Origin of the sequence: Burkholderia sp. WSM2232, assembly GCF_000472545.1 — a bacterium.
Classification (GTDB): domain Bacteria; phylum Pseudomonadota; class Gammaproteobacteria; order Burkholderiales; family Burkholderiaceae; genus Paraburkholderia.
On record NZ_AWZV01000021.1, the window covers coordinates 38827 to 54800 of the forward strand.

At 63.5% G+C, this 15974-nt stretch carries 16 protein-coding genes; 10 read left to right on the forward strand and 6 right to left on the reverse strand.

The annotated features are described in order from the left end of the window. Positions 1 to 4 precede the first annotated feature (4 nt). The 4 genes from prmC to F757_RS0119780 all read left to right on the forward strand — a co-directional run bounded on the left by prmC (position 5) and on the right by F757_RS0119780 (position 2956). Positions 5 to 874: a peptide chain release factor N(5)-glutamine methyltransferase gene (gene prmC / locus F757_RS0119765; RefSeq protein ID WP_027212910.1), complete on the forward strand. Its 870-nt coding sequence runs from the start codon at positions 5 to 7 to the stop codon at positions 872 to 874. Positions 875 to 1028: 154 nt separating this feature from the next. After that, positions 1029 to 1340: a Grx4 family monothiol glutaredoxin gene (gene grxD, locus F757_RS0119770; RefSeq protein WP_027212911.1), complete on the forward strand. Its 312-nt coding sequence runs from the start codon at positions 1029 to 1031 to the stop codon at positions 1338 to 1340. A gap of 48 nt (positions 1341 to 1388) precedes the next feature. Then, entirely contained in the window at positions 1389 to 1988 is a 600-nt protein-coding gene (locus F757_RS0119775; protein ID WP_027212912.1) for a UbiX family flavin prenyltransferase, read from the forward strand. Positions 1989 to 2170: 182 nt separating this feature from the next. Next, positions 2171 to 2956, forward strand: coding sequence for a DODA-type extradiol aromatic ring-opening family dioxygenase (locus F757_RS0119780; RefSeq protein WP_027212913.1), 786 nt, complete (start codon positions 2171 to 2173; stop codon positions 2954 to 2956). 108 nt (positions 2957 to 3064) lie between these two features. Here the strand turns inward: F757_RS0119780 and F757_RS0119785 are convergent, their stop codons facing one another. Beyond that, positions 3065 to 4660, reverse strand: coding sequence for an APC family permease (locus F757_RS0119785; RefSeq protein ID WP_027212914.1), 1596 nt, complete (start codon positions 4658 to 4660; stop codon positions 3065 to 3067). A gap of 428 nt (positions 4661 to 5088) precedes the next feature. On the opposite strand from F757_RS0119785, the gene F757_RS0119790 reads away from it, so the two are divergent. Beyond that, a complete protein-coding gene (locus tag F757_RS0119790) occupies positions 5089 to 5292 on the forward strand; it encodes a cold-shock protein (protein ID WP_007180251.1) in 204 nt (67 codons plus the stop codon). A gap of 112 nt (positions 5293 to 5404) precedes the next feature. Here F757_RS0119790 and F757_RS0119795 read toward each other — a convergent pair whose 3' ends face one another. Continuing rightward, positions 5405 to 6655 carry an Hsp70 family protein gene (locus tag F757_RS0119795; protein WP_027212915.1) on the reverse strand — a complete coding sequence of 417 codons (1251 nt, stop codon included), beginning with the start codon at positions 6653 to 6655 and terminating at the stop codon, positions 5405 to 5407. 188 nt (positions 6656 to 6843) lie between these two features. On the opposite strand from F757_RS0119795, the gene F757_RS0119800 reads away from it, so the two are divergent. Then, positions 6844 to 8322: an MFS transporter gene (locus F757_RS0119800; protein WP_027212916.1), complete on the forward strand. Its 1479-nt coding sequence runs from the start codon at positions 6844 to 6846 to the stop codon at positions 8320 to 8322. Between the two features lie 76 nt (positions 8323 to 8398). On the opposite strand, the gene F757_RS0119805 is transcribed toward F757_RS0119800, so the two are convergent. Together F757_RS0119805 and F757_RS0119810 are read right to left on the reverse strand one after the other, a co-directional pair. Then, positions 8399 to 8992 carry a nitroreductase family protein gene (locus F757_RS0119805; protein WP_027212917.1) on the reverse strand — a complete coding sequence of 198 codons (594 nt, stop codon included), beginning with the start codon at positions 8990 to 8992 and terminating at the stop codon, positions 8399 to 8401. Between the two features lie 158 nt (positions 8993 to 9150). Next, positions 9151 to 10434, reverse strand: a complete 1284-nt coding sequence (locus tag F757_RS0119810) for an MFS transporter (RefSeq protein ID WP_027212918.1) — start codon at positions 10432 to 10434, stop codon at positions 9151 to 9153. A gap of 162 nt (positions 10435 to 10596) precedes the next feature. Here F757_RS0119810 and F757_RS0119815 point away from each other — a divergent pair, with 162 nt between their 5' ends. Both F757_RS0119815 and F757_RS0119825 read left to right on the forward strand, forming a co-directional pair. After that, the gene (locus F757_RS0119815; RefSeq protein ID WP_027212919.1) at positions 10597 to 11268 is read left to right on the forward strand and encodes a TetR/AcrR family transcriptional regulator; all 672 of its coding nucleotides are present in this window, start codon (positions 10597 to 10599) and stop codon (positions 11266 to 11268) included. A gap of 165 nt (positions 11269 to 11433) precedes the next feature. After that, on the forward strand, positions 11434 to 11988 hold the full coding sequence (locus F757_RS0119825; protein ID WP_027212920.1) for a DUF1415 domain-containing protein: 555 nt from the start codon (positions 11434 to 11436) through the stop codon (positions 11986 to 11988). Positions 11989 to 12006: 18 nt separating this feature from the next. On the opposite strand, the gene F757_RS0119830 is transcribed toward F757_RS0119825, so the two are convergent. After that, positions 12007 to 12849 carry a class I SAM-dependent methyltransferase gene (locus F757_RS0119830; RefSeq protein WP_027212921.1) on the reverse strand — a complete coding sequence of 281 codons (843 nt, stop codon included), beginning with the start codon at positions 12847 to 12849 and terminating at the stop codon, positions 12007 to 12009. Positions 12850 to 13231: 382 nt separating this feature from the next. On the opposite strand from F757_RS0119830, the gene F757_RS0119835 reads away from it, so the two are divergent. Next, positions 13232 to 13552 carry a hypothetical protein gene (locus F757_RS0119835; RefSeq protein WP_013340655.1) on the forward strand — a complete coding sequence of 107 codons (321 nt, stop codon included), beginning with the start codon at positions 13232 to 13234 and terminating at the stop codon, positions 13550 to 13552. 167 nt (positions 13553 to 13719) lie between these two features. Here F757_RS0119835 and F757_RS0119840 read toward each other — a convergent pair whose 3' ends face one another. Next, positions 13720 to 13929: a DUF1059 domain-containing protein gene (locus F757_RS0119840; RefSeq protein WP_013340656.1), complete on the reverse strand. Its 210-nt coding sequence runs from the start codon at positions 13927 to 13929 to the stop codon at positions 13720 to 13722. A gap of 404 nt (positions 13930 to 14333) precedes the next feature. On the opposite strand from F757_RS0119840, the gene F757_RS0119845 reads away from it, so the two are divergent. After that, positions 14334 to 15626, forward strand: coding sequence for a TIGR03862 family flavoprotein (locus tag F757_RS0119845; RefSeq protein ID WP_027212922.1), 1293 nt, complete (start codon positions 14334 to 14336; stop codon positions 15624 to 15626). Positions 15627 to 15974: the final 348 nt, after the last annotated feature.

Genomic DNA, 15974 nt, shown 5'->3' on the forward strand with positions numbered 1-15974 from the left:
GCCGATGACCCCGTCCACGCCGGCCGATCGCGACCAGGCGGCCACGCCCGCCGCATTGTTGCGCGCGTCGCCGCTGCCGCCGCTCGAAGCGCGGATTCTGCTCACGCATGTGCTCGGCTGGCGGCAAACGCAGTTGATTACGCGCGCGGACGAAGCGCTCGAGAGCGCCTGTGTCGAGCGCTATCTCGCGTTGCAGGCAAGGCGCGTGGCAGGCGAGCCGGTGGCGCAACTGGTGGGCGTGCGCGAGTTCTTCGGGCTTGAATTCGAGGTCACGCCGCATGTGCTGATTCCGCGGCCGGAGACCGAATTGCTGGTCGAAACGGCACTCGCGGCAATGGAAAATCTCGCGCGCCCGCGCGTGCTCGATCTGGGCACCGGCACGGGCGCGATTGCGGTGGCCATCGCGGCCATGCGACCGGACGCGCGAGTCAGCGCACTGGACCGTTCGGCGGAAGCACTCGACGTCGCCGCGCGCAACGCCGCCCGCCTGCTCGACGCGAAGCGGCCCGGCGACGCCGTGACGTTCATGCAAAGCGACTGGTACGGCTCGCTGGAGAGCACGCTGCGCTTTGACGTAATAGTCAGCAACCCGCCGTACATTGCGAGCGGCGATCCGCATCTCACGCAAGGCGATTTGCGCTATGAGCCGCGCGGCGCCCTCACCGACGAAGCCGACGGCCTCAGCGCAATCCGTGCGATCGTGGCCGGCGCGCCTGCGCGACTTGCCCCTCAGGGCGTGCTGTGGATGGAGCACGGCTACGATCAGGCGCAAGCGGTCCGCGCACTTCTGACAGCGCAAGGTTTCGCTGACGTCGGATCCAAGCGCGACCTTGCCGGCATAGAACGCATCAGCGGCGGGCGGCTCGCCGGCTGAGCACGCGCGCCGACACGCCACCTGGCTGCCAGACACCCGCCCGCCCGGCAACAGTCCAAGCTAGCGGATCAACAAACCGTCCGCCGGCCGATGCGAGCGAAATCCGCTATCATTTCAGCTTATTCCCTACACATACGGAACCGCAAGGTCAGTCATGGATACGCAACAACGCATCAAGCAAATCGTCGACGAAAACAACGTCGTGCTCTTCATGAAGGGCAACGCCCAGTTCCCGATGTGCGGCTTCTCGGGCCGCGCCATCCAGATCCTGAAGGCCTGCAACGTGTCGGACTTCAAGACGGTCAACGTGCTGGAAGACGACGAAGTCCGCCAGGGCATCAAGCAGTTCTCGAACTGGCCGACCATTCCGCAGCTTTATGTGAAGGGCGAATTCGTCGGCGGCTCGGACATCATGATGGAAATGTACGAATCCGGCGAACTTCAGCAGCTGTTTGCTGCGGCCTGATCGTCCCCCGCATAGCTGCTTGCTGAACACCGTAAGGCGCCGCCCGCCATGGAAACACGCGCTGCGGCGCCACGCCGTCTGATTGTCGCGATAACAGGCGCGACCGGCGCCATTTACGGCATCCGTTTGCTGCAGACGCTGCGCAAGCTGGGCGGCGTCGAAAGTCACCTGCTGATTTCCAGCGCCGGCTGGCTCAACATCCAGCACGAACTCAAGCTCGGTAAAGAAGACGTGCATCCGCTCGCGGACGTCGTGCATTCGGTGCGCGACGTCGGCGCGAGCATCGCATCGGGTTCCTTCGCGACCGACGGCATGATCGTCGCGCCGTGTTCGATGAAGACGCTCGCCAGCATTGCGCACGGTTTCGCCGACAACCTCATCACCCGGGCCGCCGATGTCACGCTCAAGGAGCGCCGCCGGCTCGTGCTGCTCGTGCGCGAAACGCCGCTGAACCTCGCGCATTTGCGCAATATGACAGCGGTGACCGAAATGGGCGGCGTGATTTTTCCGCCTCTGCCTGCTTTTTACAACCAGCCGACCAGCATCGACGAGATGGTCGACCACACGGTCGCGCGCGTGCTCGATCTGTTCGCGCTCGGCCCGGCACTGTCCCCGGCGTGGTCCGGGCTGCGCGGTGCGGAAGGCTAGCGGTGGCCGTGCGAGCCTGTGGGCAGCGCCACTGGCAGCGCTGAACGAGTCCGCCCCACGGCCGAGATTACCAACTGTCGGAAGACAATCAATTCCGCTTTAGCCCGTTTATCAAACAGCGGTGCGACTCTATAGTGGCAGCAACCGAACTTCCGATCGTGCCTCACGGGCGCGTCGCTGCCATGAACCGCTTGCCTTCGCTTTTCCTTTCCCACGGCGCGCCGACGCTGCCGATTGACCCGTCGCTGCCGTCCGCCGAATTCGCGGCGCTGAGCGCGAACTTGCCGCGTCCCGAGGCCGTCCTCATGCTTTCGGCACATTGGGGCACCGCTCAGCCTGTCGCCAGCACATCCGCGGAGCCCGAGACCATCCACGACTTTTACGGGTTTCCGCGTCAGCTCTATGAGATCCGGTATCCAGCGCCGGGCGCGCCCGATGTCGCGCGGCGTGCAGCCGTGCTGCTCCGTGACAGCGGCCTGCACGCAGACGCGCAGCCGCACGGGCTCGATCACGGCGCGTGGGTGCCGATGCTGCTGATGTTTCCCGATGCCGACGTGCCCGTCGCACAGTTGTCGATTCAGCCTCACCTCGACGCGGAGCATCATTTTCGCGTCGGCCGCGCGCTGCGCTCGTTAAGTGACGAAGGCGTGATGGTAATCGGCTCGGGCCAGATCACGCACAACCTGCGCGCCGCGGATTTTTCCGCGCGGCCCGAAGATGCCGATCCGCGCGTCGCCGAATTCACCGACTGGTTTGAAGCAAAGCTTGCCGCGCGCGACATCGACGCGCTGCTCGACTATCGCCGCCAGGCGCCGCATGCGGTGCTGATGCACCCAACCGACGAGCATCTGCTGCCGGTCTTCGCGGCCCTCGGCGCCGCCGACGACGATTACTCGCTGGCAATTCAATCGCTAGGCACTTATCAGCGTGCGCTCGCGATGACCAACTACGTGTTCGGCAACGCCTGAGCGCCGACCGGCATTCTGCTCAATCGCAAACAAAAAGCCCGCCTGAGCAAGCGCTCAGGCGGGCTTTTCAGCATGCGGCCAGGTGTCATGACCCGGCCCGCGGGCGCCTCAATGCGCGCCCATACCCTCGAGAACTTCGTCGTGCGTCTGACGCTCGTCCAGATACTCGGAGCGGTAGCCGCTATGAACACCCCAGTAATAGAAGACGAGCGAGAACGCGATCACCACCAGCATGTCCCAGCCGTACGGCAGCAGCCCGTGGCCGCCGAATTCCTTGCTGCCGATCAGCGACAGGAGCGCCATCACCGGCAGATAGGCGACCAGCCACCATGCGGCCTTCAGGTCGCGGCCCCAGCCGCCGAAGCCCGACTTGGCCTGGAAGTAGAAGTACACCGGCAGCGCGACAACCATCAGCAGAATGATTTCACCTGTCAGCGGCCATTTGGCCCAATACAGGATAAGCGACGCGCACACGAACGCGAACGGCGCGATCACCTGCATGCCCGGAATATGCAGCGGACGCTCGAGGTCCGTCGCCGCGCGGCGCAGCGCCATCAGACTGATCGGGCCGGTCAAATACGAGATCACGGTCGCGACCGAAATAACGGCTGCGAGCGAGCTCCATCCGCGGAAAAAGAACAGGAAGATGAACGAAACCAGCAGGTTGAACCACATGGCCGGGCGCGGCACGCCGTAGAACGGATGCACGCTGCCGAAAATCTTCGGCATGGTGTTGTTGCGCTCCATTGCGTAGATCATGCGCGTGGTGGTCGCCATGTAGGTCGTGCCGGTGCCGCTCGGGCTCACGAAGGCGTCGATGTAAAGCAGAATTGCCAGCCAGTTCAGGTTCAGCGCGACGGCCAGTTCTGCGAACGGCGAAGCGAAGTTGAAGTGGCTCCAGCCCTTCATCACGTCGCTCGGGCTCACCGCGCCGATGTACGCGACCTGCAGCAGCACGTAGATGACGAGCGCGAGCAGAATCGAGCCGATTACCGCGAACGGCACGCTCTTCGCCGGATTGCGTGCCTCGCCGGCCAGGTTGATCGGGCTCTGGAAGCCGTTGAACGCAAACACGATGCCGCTCGTCGCGACCGCAGTCAGCACAGCCGACCAGCCGTACGGTGCGAAGGTGCTCACTTCGCCGAAGTTTTCCTTGTGAAAACCGGTCAGCATCAGGCCCAGGATCGTCGCGCCCGGAATCAGGAACTTGAAGATCGTGATCGCCGAATTAGCGCGCGCGAACAGCTTCACGCCCCAATAGTTCAGCAGGAAGTAAATGATCACGAGGGCCGCTGCGAGGAGCAGCCCGTTGGTGGTTAGCGCTTCGTGGACAAACAACTCATGCGCCCAAGGATACTCCCACGTGCTCATGTATTGAATGGATGCCTCAGCCTCGATCGGAATCACGGAAACGATGGCGATCCAGTTGGCCCATGCGCTGATGAAGCCCACCAGTGCGCCGTGCGAATAGCGCGCGTAGCGCACCATGCCGCCCGATTCCGGGAACATCGCGCCCAGCTCCGCGTAGGTCAGCGCAATGGCGAGAATCACCACCGCACCGATGATCCACGCGCAGATCGACGCCGGACCCGCGATTTTCGCGGCCTTCCACGCGCCGAACAGCCAGCCGGAGCCGATAATCGAACCTAGGCCGGTCAGCATAAGTGCGAACGGCCCGATGTTCCGTTGTATAGAACTTTTCACGTCTTCTCCTGTTTCAGAACCCATGCGAGACCCCGGGACGTGCGCTTACGGCGCTAAAACGGGTGACGCGCATGCATGCGCGGCGGTTAGCGCTGCTGGTGCAACCGCCGCGGGCGCGTAGTTTAACGGTTGCACCCGCCCCCTGCGGCGAAATAAGGGTTCTCCCTAGCAAAAAAACAGCTCTCTCCGCAAGCTTTGTAAGCAACTTTTTGGGGCGCTATCGCGAATTTTTGTAAAGTTGAGGGTCGAGTGTTGACCTTCTCCTGAAATCGCCGTATAACGTTCGGGCAGGATTTCAAGCGGCGAGTGAATTGGTCTTTCGTAGTTCGCCCATCAACGGTACTCCGGTTGGTCCCATTACCCCCTTCCTTGATTTTCATGCACCCATTGGGCTTCGGCCTTATTCACCATCTTTAGGAACAAGTAATATGGAAACCGGTACCGTCAAGTGGTTCAATGACGCAAAGGGCTTTGGCTTCATCACCCCGGACGGCGGCGGCGAAGATCTGTTCGCGCATTTCTCGGAAATCCGTACGGAAGGCTTCAAGACGCTGCAAGAGAACCAAAAGGTCACGTTTGAAGTGAAGACGGGCCCGAAGGGCAAGCAAGCAGCTAACATCAAGCCGGTGTAAGCGCTACGCTGCTTCCTTCTGGACGCAAAAAACCCCGCCTCGGCGGGGTTTTTTTATCCGTTGACACTGCGCGCCGTGATTAACTTCGCAGTACGCGAGCGATAAGTGGCACTTATCCGAATACGCGCCGCGCGTGAATGCCGAGTCCCGTCGCCACACTGGCGAGCCGATCGCCGAAAACCGCTTCCGCATCCGGAAATGCCGCTGCCAGCGCGCCAGAGAGAAACGCGAGGCCGGTCGAGCCGCCCGTGAAGTAAATCGCGCTCACGTCGCCAATTGGAACGCCGGCTGCGCGCACCGTGTCGCGCGCGGCGGCCACGATGCGGCGCGTCTCTTCCTGTCCCGCCTCGACGAGCTGCGCCTCGTCGAATGCAAGGCGCAGATCGTCTTCCACTTCGTCAAGATCGATCACCGTCTCGCCGCCCGCGGCGACGCCAATCTTCGCCTCTTCCGCGTGCGCCGCGAGCGCATGGCCGAGGCGTCGCTCGACCACGCGCATCAGCCGGTCGTGGTGCTTGACCTCGGTGAACAAATGGCGCATCAAGGCGAGTTCACTCACGCGCTTCGGCGCATAGACGGTGTTGATCAGATGCCAGGTCGCGAGGTCGAAATACACCCGGTTGGGAATTTCACGGCCTTCGGGATCGAGCGACTGATAACCGAGTTCGCGCAGGATGGTCGCGAGTTCTACGCGGCGGTCGAAGTCGGTTCCGGCGACGTGCACGCCGTGATGAGCCAGCACGTCGTCCTTGCGCTCGACGCGCTGCATCCGCTCGGGCCCGACTCGCACCAGCGAGAAGTCCGACGTGCCGCCGCCGATGTCGGCAACCAGCACGAGCCCCTCCTGCGTCAGGCGCGATTCGTAGTCGAAAGCGGCCGCGATCGGCTCGTACTGGAAGCGAACGTCGCGCAATCCCACCGCGCGCGCCGCTGTTTCAAGCTGTTTTTGCGCCATCTGATCGGCGCGCGGGTCGTCGTCGACGAAAAAAACCGGGCGACCCAGCACCGCCCGCTCAATCGGCGCCCCCGCGCTTTTTTCGGCGGAACGCTTCAGATGGTCTAGGAAAATCGCGATGACGTCTGTGTACCTGATTGCGGTGCCGTCGCCGAGATCGGTCGAATTTTCGGCGAGCGGCGAGCCGAGAATGCTTTTCATCGAACGCATCAGCCGGCCGTCGAAACCGTCGATATAGGCGGCGAGCGCCGCGCGCCCGAACTCGCGGGTGTCTTCGTCGGTGTTGAAAAACACCGACGTCGGCAGCGTCGTGTAGGCACCTTCGACCGGTGCGAGCTTGAGCGCCACGCCGTCTGGAACGGCGACGGCGGAGTTGGAAGTACCGAAGTCAATCGCGCAATAGGTCATGGCAGGAATCGCCGCTCACGGCTGGCGCGCTCAGGTAGGGGGAGCGGCTTTGTATCACGAAAGCCGGACCAGCATCAACTTGCCAATCGAGCGGCGGAACGCAAAGGAAGCGCTGCCGCTGCGGTACGCAACTTGCTGGCGTGGGCTATTCGAGCCCCGCATTCCAACGACTCAGGAGACCACCAGCAATGAGCGCGCCGCCTGCCGCCGACGTCGAGCGAAACACTGCCGGGATCGTCGAAACCGACTTGCCGTCGCGGCTCGACCGCCTGCCTTGGGGACGCTTTCACACGCTGATTGTCGTCGCGCTGGGCGTGACCTGGCTGCTCGACGGACTGGAAGTGACGCTCGCCGGTGCGGTCGCGAGCGCGTTGAAGTCGAGCCCGACGCTGCGGTTCACCAACGCGGAGGTGGGGCTCGCCGGCAGCGCCTACATTGCCGGTGCGGTGCTCGGCGCGCTCGGTTTCGGCTGGCTCACCGACCGGCTCGGCCGGCGCAAGCTCTTCTTCATCACGCTCGCGCTCTATCTGGCCGCCACCGCCGCGACCGCCGCGTCGTGGAATCTGGCCAGCTTTCTATTGTTCCGCTTTCTGACCGGCGCGGGCATCGGCGGCGAATACACGGCGATCAACTCGACGATCCAGGAGTTCACGCCGCCTCGCGTGCGCGGCTGGATCGACCTCGCGATCAACGGCACGTTCTGGGTCGGCGCGGGGCTGGGCGCGGCGGGCTCGCTCATCCTGCTCAATCCGAATCTGCTGCCGGGCGACTGGGGCTGGCGCGCGTGCTTTTTCATTGGCGCGGTGCTCGCCTTGACCGTGCTGCCCATGCGCATCTGGGTGCCTGAAAGCCCGCGCTGGCTGCTCACTCACGGCGGCGAGCGCGACGCACGGGCAATAGTTGAAGGAATCGAAACGCGCTTTCGCAGCGAAGGCCACGTGCTATCTGCCGACGGCCTCACGCGTCTGCGTCTGCGGGCGCGCGAACACACGCCGCTGCGCGAGGTGTTCCATACGCTTTTCAATCTGCACCGGCGGCGCGCGCTGGTAGGCCTTTCGCTGATGACCGCGCAGGCGTTTTTCTACAACGCGATTTTCTTTACCTACGCGCTGGTGCTGACGGATTTTTATGGCGTGCCTGGCGAGCACATCGGCTGGTATCTGCTGCCTTTCGCGCTCGGCAATTTTCTGGGTCCGCTCTTACTGGGCCGTCTTTTCGACGTGATCGGGCGGCGCAAGATGATCGCGTCGACTTACGGCATGTCGGCCATCCTGCTGACGGCAAGCGGCTATCTGTTCCAGCAGCACATGTTGACCGTTGTTACGCAGACGGTCGCGTGGATGGTGATTTTCTTCTTCGCGTCAGCCGCGGCGAGTTCGGCTTACCTCACGGTGAGCGAATCGTTTCCGCTCGAAATCCGCGCGCTCGCCATCGCCGTGTTCTACGCGTTCGGCACGGCGCTGGGCGGAATCGCCGGACCCGCATTCTTCGGACGGCTGATTGACACGCATCAGCGCAGCGAGGTGTTTTCGGGCTATCTGGTCGGCTCCGCGCTGATGCTCGCGGCAGCGGTGATCGCGGCGATCTGGGGCGTGGACGCGGAGCGCAAGTCCCTGGAGCATGTGGCCGCACCGCTTTCGAGCGTGGCCGACGACGACCTGCTTTGACGCGCCCAAACAAAAACGCGCGGCCGCTTCGCTGCGCCGCGCGTCCTGCTGCCGGCATGCGCCAGCTCGAAGCCGCTTACAACGCCTTCTTCCAGCCCCCGCCGTATGCAATTTCCGCCAGCGGCAGACGCTGGCGCGCCGACTTCTCGCGCTCGCGCAGAACCGGGTCGAGCTTGTCGACGTCGCCGTAATGACCGAGCGAAATCATTGCGATGGGTTCGACGTCGTTCGGCAGGTCGAAAGCCGTGCGCAACGCGTTCTGGTCGAAACCGCTCATCTGATGCGCGGCGAGGCCGAGTGCATGCGCCTGCAACACCAGCGCCATCGCGGCGGCGCCGGCGTCGTATTGCGCACAGCGGTTCACTTCGCCCTTGGCCGTGCGCGTTTGGGTAGTCACGGCGATCAGCACGGGCGCGGGCGCATTCCAGCCCTGGTTGAACGGCACGAGGGTAGCGAACGCCTGCTTGAATGCGACTTCATCGACGCTGCGGTCAAACACGATAAAGCGCCACGGCTGTGCGTTATACGACGACGGCGCCCAGCGTGCCGCCTCCAGCACGGCGTGCAGATTCTCGCGGCTAACCGGCTCGCTCGAATAGGCGCGCGGGCTCCAGCGGCCGGCAATCAGATCGTGAATGGCAACTTCGGTTGGGGCAGGTTTCTGGGTCATGCTCTTCTCTCGGTGGAAATTCGTGATCGCGGGCGACTGCCCGGGGTCACATAGCATACCCAAGGTTCGGCGTGCCTGCTGTGCGAAGCCCGCGGTTCATTTGTGCGTAGTGTGGAAAGACGCGAGCGCTATTGCTGCGCGTCTTTCCCGGCCTCGCGCTAGATGGCTTGCGGCTCCGGCACCTTGGCGGGCCGGTTGATCCGCAGAACGATCACCGCCGCAACGAGGCACAGGCCGCCAGAAATCATCGACGCCACCGTGTAGGTGCCGAGGCTCGCGCGCAGCATGCCCGCGCCAAGCGCCGCGAACGCGGCACCCAGTTGGTGCCCGGCCACCACCCAGCCGAACACGACCGGCGCGGACTCCTTGCCGTAGACGTCCGTGGCAAGACGCACGGTCGGCGGCACCGTGGCGATCCAGTCGAGCCCATAGAACACGGCGAACAGCGGCAGCCCGAAGAAGTCGATGCCGAACGCGTGCGGCAGATACATCAGCGACAGGCCGCGCAATCCGTAATACCAGAACAGCAGCACGCGGCTGTTGAAGCGGTCCGACAGCCAGCCGGAGAGCGTCGTGCCGAACAGATCGAAGATACCCATCGCCGCGAGCAGCGACGCGCCCTGCACTTCCGTCATGCCGTAGTCGCCGCACATCGCTATCAGATGGGTGCCCACGTAACCGTTCGTGCTCGCGCCGCAGATAAAGAAGCTGAAGAACAGCAGCCAGAAATCGCGCGTCTTGCTCGCCATGGCGAGCGTACCGAATGCAATGGCAAGTGGATTCTGCTTCGTGGCGGTGGGCGCCAGGGGCGCGTCGTGCGCTTCGCCGTACGGACGCAGTTGCACGTCCGCCGGGCGCTCGGGCAGCAGGAACGCCACCAGCGGCAGGACGACCGCAGCGGCCGCCGCAACCACCCATACCACCTGACGCCAGCCGTAATGCTCGGCGATGGCCGCGAGCATTGGCAGAAACACCAGCTGGCCGGTCGCCGAACTCGCCGTGAGAATGCCCATGACGAGCCCGCGATGCGTGGTGAACCAGCGCGTTACCACGGTCGCCGACAAGGACAGCGCCGCGACGCCCGTTGCGCCGCCAACCATCACGCCCCAGACGAGGATCATCTGCCAAGGCTGCGTCATCAGCGACGACAGCGCGACGCCCGCCGCCATGGTGCCCAACGCGACGAGCAACGTCGGCCGCACGCCGAAACGCTGCATGGCCGCCGCCGCGAACGGCCCCATCAGACCGTAAAGGGCGATGTTCACCGAGATTGCGAGAGAAATGGTCGCCCGGCTCCAGCCGAACTGGTGCTCGAGCGGCACCATCATCACACTCGGCGTGGCGCGCGTGCCGGCCGCCGCAAGCAACACCAGAAACACGACGGCGACCGTCAACCAGCCGTAGTGAAAGCGCCTGCCTATCAATTTTGCTGCCCAGTTCATCGGCTCTCCTCTTGTTGGATGCGAGCACCCGTGCCGTTCATACTATTACCGTTTCCGTAAAGGACTTGTGACAGATCAGTCACAATGAGTGTTGCGATGCTAGTTACCGATCGGTAACATGTCAAGACGTCGATCAGATTCGATGGAAATCAGGGGTTGTTAATGTCTGAAAGCGAAACGTCCAGGCGCGCCGGCTCGCGGGCTGCGTCAAGGTCCGCACCGGCCAGCCGGCGCGCGCGCGGCGCGCATACATCCGGGCCGGAAGCGCAGCAGCATCTGCTGCGCGCCGCGGCCGAGCTGTTCTACCGCGAAGGGGTGCGCGCGGTCGGCGTGGATGCGGTGGTCGAGCGCGCCGGCGTCAATAAAATGAGCCTGTACCGCCAGTTTTCGTCGAAAGACGATCTGGTCATGGCGTATCTGGAGCACAAGGACGCGCAGTTTTTTGGCTACGTCGAGAAAAGTTTCGCCAAACATCCCGCCGACCCGAAGCGTCAACTGCAGCAATATTTCGACGACCTGGCCGCGCGGGCATCGCTGGAAGGCTACCGGGGCTGTCCCTTTGTGAATGTCGCGGTGGAGTTCGCCGACACCGAACACGCCGCCCGGCAATTCGTGTTTCGCAACAAGGAGCGGCTGCTGGCCCGTCTGACAGAACTCGCGACGGCAGCCGCTGCCGACGATCCCGAGATGCTTGCCAATTCGCTGGCGCTGTTGATAGAGGGCGTGTACGCGGCGAGTCAGACTTACCGCGCCGGTTCAGGGCCCGTGCTCGCCGCGCCGAAGGTGGCTGCCCAACTGATCGCGGCCGCGTGTGGGGGGAAGGTGGAGCGTTAGTGTTTTTCGGCTTGGCCGCGGCTTTGTCGGCTTTGTCGGCGTGCCGGTTTTTTCGGCGTGCCGGCTTTTTCGGCGCGCCGGCGCGAGTGCAGCCGGCCGTTCCGCCGCAGCCGGCACTCCCGCACCCGCTGTTACAATGACGATTTGCCTGTCGCGCCGCCTGCCATGCCGTTGTCCGCCCAATTGCACGATGCTGTCGTTGCCGCCACCCGTCACTGGCTGACTGAAGCCGTGATCGGGCTCAATCTGTGTCCGTTCGCGAAAGCCGTCCACGTGAAGGGGCAAATTCGCTACGCGGTTAGCGAAGCGACTGATCTGGAAGGCGTGCTCGCCGATCTTGAAACGGAGCTGAACGCCTTGGTCGCCGCGGACCCGGCCGCCGTGGACACGACGCTGCTAATCCTGCCGCAAGCGCTGCCTGATTTTCTCGACTATAACGACGCGCTCTTTTTCGCGGAGCGAATGCTGAAACAGCTTCGCCTGGAAGGCATTATTCAGATTGCGAGCTTTCACCCGTCGTATCAGTTCGAAGGCACAGAACCCGACGACATCGAAAATTACACGAATCGCGCGCCGTATCCGATATTGCATTTACTCAGGGAAGACAGCATTGAACGCGCGGTTCAGGCTTTTCCCGACGCCGAGGCGATTTATGAGCGCAATCAGGAAACGCTGCGCAAAATCGGCCTTGCCGGCTGGAACAAACTAATGAAGGGCTAGTTCACGCAATTCCTACCATTACGCGGAAACGAAAAACCGCTCTTTCAGTTCCTCGATACCCAGTGTGTGCATCACTTCGTTGAGCCGCTCAGCAGGGCGCCTGCGCGGCAAGTCCTTGAACTGCGCGATGATGAGCTCGTTTTTCATCGAATGCTCCCAGCCGACGAGCTCCGTTACGCTCACCTGATAACCGTGCGCTTCCAATTGCAGACAGCGCAGCACATTCGTGATCTGGCTGCCGAATTCGCGCGTGTGCAACGGATGCCGCCAGATTTCCGTCAACGCATTACTCAGCGATTTACTTTTGTTTTGACGTAAAACGCCCGCCACTTCCGCCTGGCAACATGGCACGACCACAATGTATTTCGCCTTCTTCTCAAGAGCGAAGCGGATGGCGTCGTCGGTGGCGGTGTTGCACGCGTGCAGCGCGGTAACAATATCAATCTGCGCGGGCAGGCGCTCCGACGTAATCGAATCCGCTACCGAGAGATTCAGAAACGACATTCCCTTGAAGCCAAGCCGCGCCGCCAGCTCCTGCGAGCGGGCCACCAGTTCTTCGCGTGTTTCAATGCCGTAAATGTGCGACGCCCCACCCGCGGCATCCTGAAACTCCTTGAAGAACAGGTCGTACAGGATAAAACCTAGATATGACTTGCCCGCGCCGTGGTCGACGAGGGTCACCGCGCCCTTCTCGTCCTTCAGGTCCTTGAGCAGGGGCTCGATGAACTGGAACAGATGGTAGACCTGCTTCAGCTTGCGGCGGCTATCCTGGTTCATCTTGCCGTCGCGTGTCAGGATGTGCAGTTCCTTGAGCAACTCGATGGACTGGTTCGGACGGATTTCGTGAGTTTTGCTGGACATCGTGGGGAGCCGTCGGCATTTGCAGCGCGAACGTGCGTCAGGTGACGGATAAAAACAAAAGTTGCTGCCAGTTTACCCAAACGGCGGCCCGCTCACCGAAGAGACCGCGAAAACCGGCAAGAAGCGGCGTATTCCTGGAACACTTCCTGCTGTTTCCAGGCACGACGAGGAGCTCGGCGCGCGCGAGAGAACCGTTTCGCGCCGCCAGGGTCCCAAGAGCGTAGACAGGGTGCCCATAACAACAGGCTGTCGGCCGTGCTCGACACGCACGGCCCCGATGCATGTGGGGAGGACGGCTCCGTAACACGAGCCGAACGTTACGTAACCGGCAGCGCGCCGCGATTTCTACTGGATGCGCGCCCGGACAATAGAAGAGGCAGCAATGGATACGGTACCCAACGGAAACGTCGAACAGAAGTTCCAGGAAATGATGGCCAAGCTCACCGCCATGCCCGCCTGGACCGAAAAGCAGCAACTGGAACTGGAGATGGCCCGCGACATCTCCACGGAAATGCTTCGTCTTGCCGAGGTCATGCGCGACGGCAGCGTCGACATGGAAACCTGCCTGACGCTGCTCAAATACGCCAAGGTGCTGGACTTCGTGATGACCACGCTGGCCTCGCGGCGCGACATCAAACCACAAACGCTGCGCGTCATCTTCAAGCTCGCCGGCCTGAAGGTCGACGAAGCGTATCCAACCTGAGACTGCGGGCCACGCGGCCAGACGTCCACCTCACGCCGCCACGCGCGCGAGCGGTCAAGCGCCGCTCGTCGTCCTCGCGAGTCCGCGCGGTGGCTTTTGTCCCGGCGTACCGCTGTCTGGAGCCGGAGCTTGGCTCGCAGACTCGCGTTCAGGGCTGGAATCCCGACTCACATGCGCGGCGCTTCCACCGGCGGGGTGCCTTCGTGAAAGAGCGTGCGCAATTGCGAGCGCAATTCCGGCGAATCCTCATGTTTGTGCACACTTACCGCATGCTGAACGGCTGCGTCGAGCAGTTCGTCCTCGCTGTCGGCAGATAGCGCGACCGTGCAGTTCATCTCGCTCGGGAACTCGCGGCAGTCAATGTAATGGCGGGTCATGGCAGTCTCCTTGATCGTATGCGGGGCCGTCCTCGCGCGACATCATGCGCGAGCCTGTGGCTCGTCCGCCGTGCCAGCGCACGCGGTACAACAAAGAGTTGGCAAGTCGGATCGAGGCGGGGACGACGCGAGATGCGCCCGATGGACGGTGTGCAAAAATTATAGTTCGCCATGCTGACTAACCCAGCGGCAAGCCGCTACCGCCGCGCGGCTGAAGGCGCCGAAACTTGGGGTTCTTGCGTCGGCGGCGGCGCACGGCGGTTTGCTCCGCGCTTCGTGCGGTGTGAAAATAGCGGCGCTTCGCAGCGCCGGCTCCGCTCCGTTCAGCCCTTGTCCGCGTTCCGCGCCGGTTGGCCGCCAGTCGCGGCGGCGCGCCCCGCCTTTTCGCTCATCCACAGGCCCGCATGTCATCTTCGTTTGATTCCGCCCGCGTCGCCGTCATCGGCGGCGGACCCGCCGGCCTGATGGCCGCCGAGGCGCTTTGTCTGCAAGGCGTGCAGGTCGACGTCTACGACGCCATGCCTTCCGTCGGCCGCAAATTCCTGATGGCGGGCAAGGGCGGCATGAACATCACGCATTCCGAGCCGCTCGAGCCGTTTCTCGACCGTTACGGTTCGCGTCGCGAAGCGCTGGCGCCGCTTGTCGAAGCATTTGGGCCGGACGCGTTGCGCGCCTGGTTGCGCGGGCTCGGTGTGGAAACCTTTGTCGGCAGTTCCGGACGCGTGTTTCCAACCGACATGAAGGCCGCGCCCATGCTGCGCGCATGGCTGCATCGGCTGAGGGAAGGCGGAGTGCGCTTTCATATGCGGCACAAGTGGCACGGCTGGAGCAGCGCGGGGCAGGACAAAGCGGCCGGCGCATCCACTCGCGGCGCGCAGTTCCTGCGTTTCGCGACACCGGATGGCGAACGGCTCGTCGCTGGCGACGCCGTCGTGCTCGCACTCGGCGGCGCAAGCTGGCCGCGGCTCGGTTCCGACGCGAGTTGGGTGCCGCTGATCGCCTCGCGTGGCGTGCCGGTTTGTCCGCTGCAACCGGCGAACTGCGGCTTCGATGCAGAGTGGAGCCCCTATCTGCGCGAGCGTTTTGCGGGCGAACCGGTGAAGTCTGTCGCCATTTCACTGACCGGCGTAGACGGAAAAGTCCACAATCGACAAGGTGAAATAATTCTGACCGAAACGGGTCTTGAAGGCAGTCTGATCTATGCACTTTCGGCGCCGATTCGCGAGCGGATTCTCGCTGACGGCGAGCTCACCATTTCGCTAGACCTGGCGCCAGGCCTGGCGCTGGAGCGGGTGGTCGCGGAAGTTGCCAGACCGCGCGGCTCGCGTTCGATATCGAGTCACCTGCATGGAAGGGTCGGCATTAGCGGTGTGAAATTGGCACTTCTGCACGAAGTCCTGCCGAAAGATGTTTTCGCCGATTCGGCGCGTCTTGCGCACGCGATCAAGGCGCTGCCGGTACGGCTGTTACGCGCCCGGCCGATTGCCGAAGCGATCAGCAGTGCTGGCGGCATTCCTTTCGAGGCGCTGAATCCGCACCTCATGATCGAGCGTTTGCCGGGCGTTTTCTGCGCCGGGGAGATGCTGGACTGGGAAGCGCCCACGGGCGGCTATCTGTTGACGGCCTGCTTCGCCAGTGGTCTGGCGGCAGGCCGCGGTGCGGCGGCGTTCGCCAGGGCGGGCGGGGCAACGCTGTGATGGGGCGCGCGGGCAGTTCGGTGCGGCGTGGCCTCATGCGACGCGACGCGAGGTAGCCTGACGCAGTGCCCCTGGCGCGGTGCGGGATGGCGGACGAAGCGCGACCCTGCACGGCGCGGCCTAACGCGGCGCGACCCGGCTCATCCCCTCACGCGGCGTCGCGTCGCGTGGCGCGGAATGGCTGACGCAGCGCGGCACTGCACGGCGCGGCCTAACGCGACGCGACATACGCTGACGCCGCACGACGTAGCCTGCCGCAGCGCCGGCACCGCGGCATGGCTGTGTGCGAACCGCTCACAACCCCTTCAACGCCGCCCTGGCACCACCCGCTCCCCTCCTTCACCGACT

Bases quoted from the DNA above. Each gene is read 5' to 3' on its own strand.
- prmC (WP_027212910.1), top strand. From the start codon at position 5: ATGACCCCGTCCACGCCGGCCGATCGCGACCAGGCGGCCACGCCCGCC.
- grxD (WP_027212911.1), top strand. From the start codon at position 1,029: ATGGATACGCAACAACGCATCAAGCAAATCGTCGACGAAAACAACGTC.
- F757_RS0119775 (WP_027212912.1), top strand. From the start codon at position 1,389: ATGGAAACACGCGCTGCGGCGCCACGCCGTCTGATTGTCGCGATAACA.
- F757_RS0119780 (WP_027212913.1), top strand. From the start codon at position 2,171: ATGAACCGCTTGCCTTCGCTTTTCCTTTCCCACGGCGCGCCGACGCTG.
- F757_RS0119790 (WP_007180251.1), top strand. From the start codon at position 5,089: ATGGAAACCGGTACCGTCAAGTGGTTCAATGACGCAAAGGGCTTTGGC.
- F757_RS0119795 (WP_027212915.1), bottom strand. From the start codon at position 6,655: ATGACCTATTGCGCGATTGACTTCGGTACTTCCAACTCCGCCGTCGCC.
- F757_RS0119800 (WP_027212916.1), top strand. From the start codon at position 6,844: ATGAGCGCGCCGCCTGCCGCCGACGTCGAGCGAAACACTGCCGGGATC.
- F757_RS0119805 (WP_027212917.1), bottom strand. From the start codon at position 8,992: ATGACCCAGAAACCTGCCCCAACCGAAGTTGCCATTCACGATCTGATT.
- F757_RS0119810 (WP_027212918.1), bottom strand. From the start codon at position 10,434: ATGAACTGGGCAGCAAAATTGATAGGCAGGCGCTTTCACTACGGCTGG.
- F757_RS0119815 (WP_027212919.1), top strand. From the start codon at position 10,597: ATGTCTGAAAGCGAAACGTCCAGGCGCGCCGGCTCGCGGGCTGCGTCA.
- F757_RS0119825 (WP_027212920.1), top strand. From the start codon at position 11,434: ATGCCGTTGTCCGCCCAATTGCACGATGCTGTCGTTGCCGCCACCCGT.
- F757_RS0119830 (WP_027212921.1), bottom strand. From the start codon at position 12,849: ATGTCCAGCAAAACTCACGAAATCCGTCCGAACCAGTCCATCGAGTTG.
- F757_RS0119835 (WP_013340655.1), top strand. From the start codon at position 13,232: ATGGATACGGTACCCAACGGAAACGTCGAACAGAAGTTCCAGGAAATG.
- F757_RS0119840 (WP_013340656.1), bottom strand. From the start codon at position 13,929: ATGACCCGCCATTACATTGACTGCCGCGAGTTCCCGAGCGAGATGAAC.
- F757_RS0119845 (WP_027212922.1), top strand. From the start codon at position 14,334: ATGTCATCTTCGTTTGATTCCGCCCGCGTCGCCGTCATCGGCGGCGGA.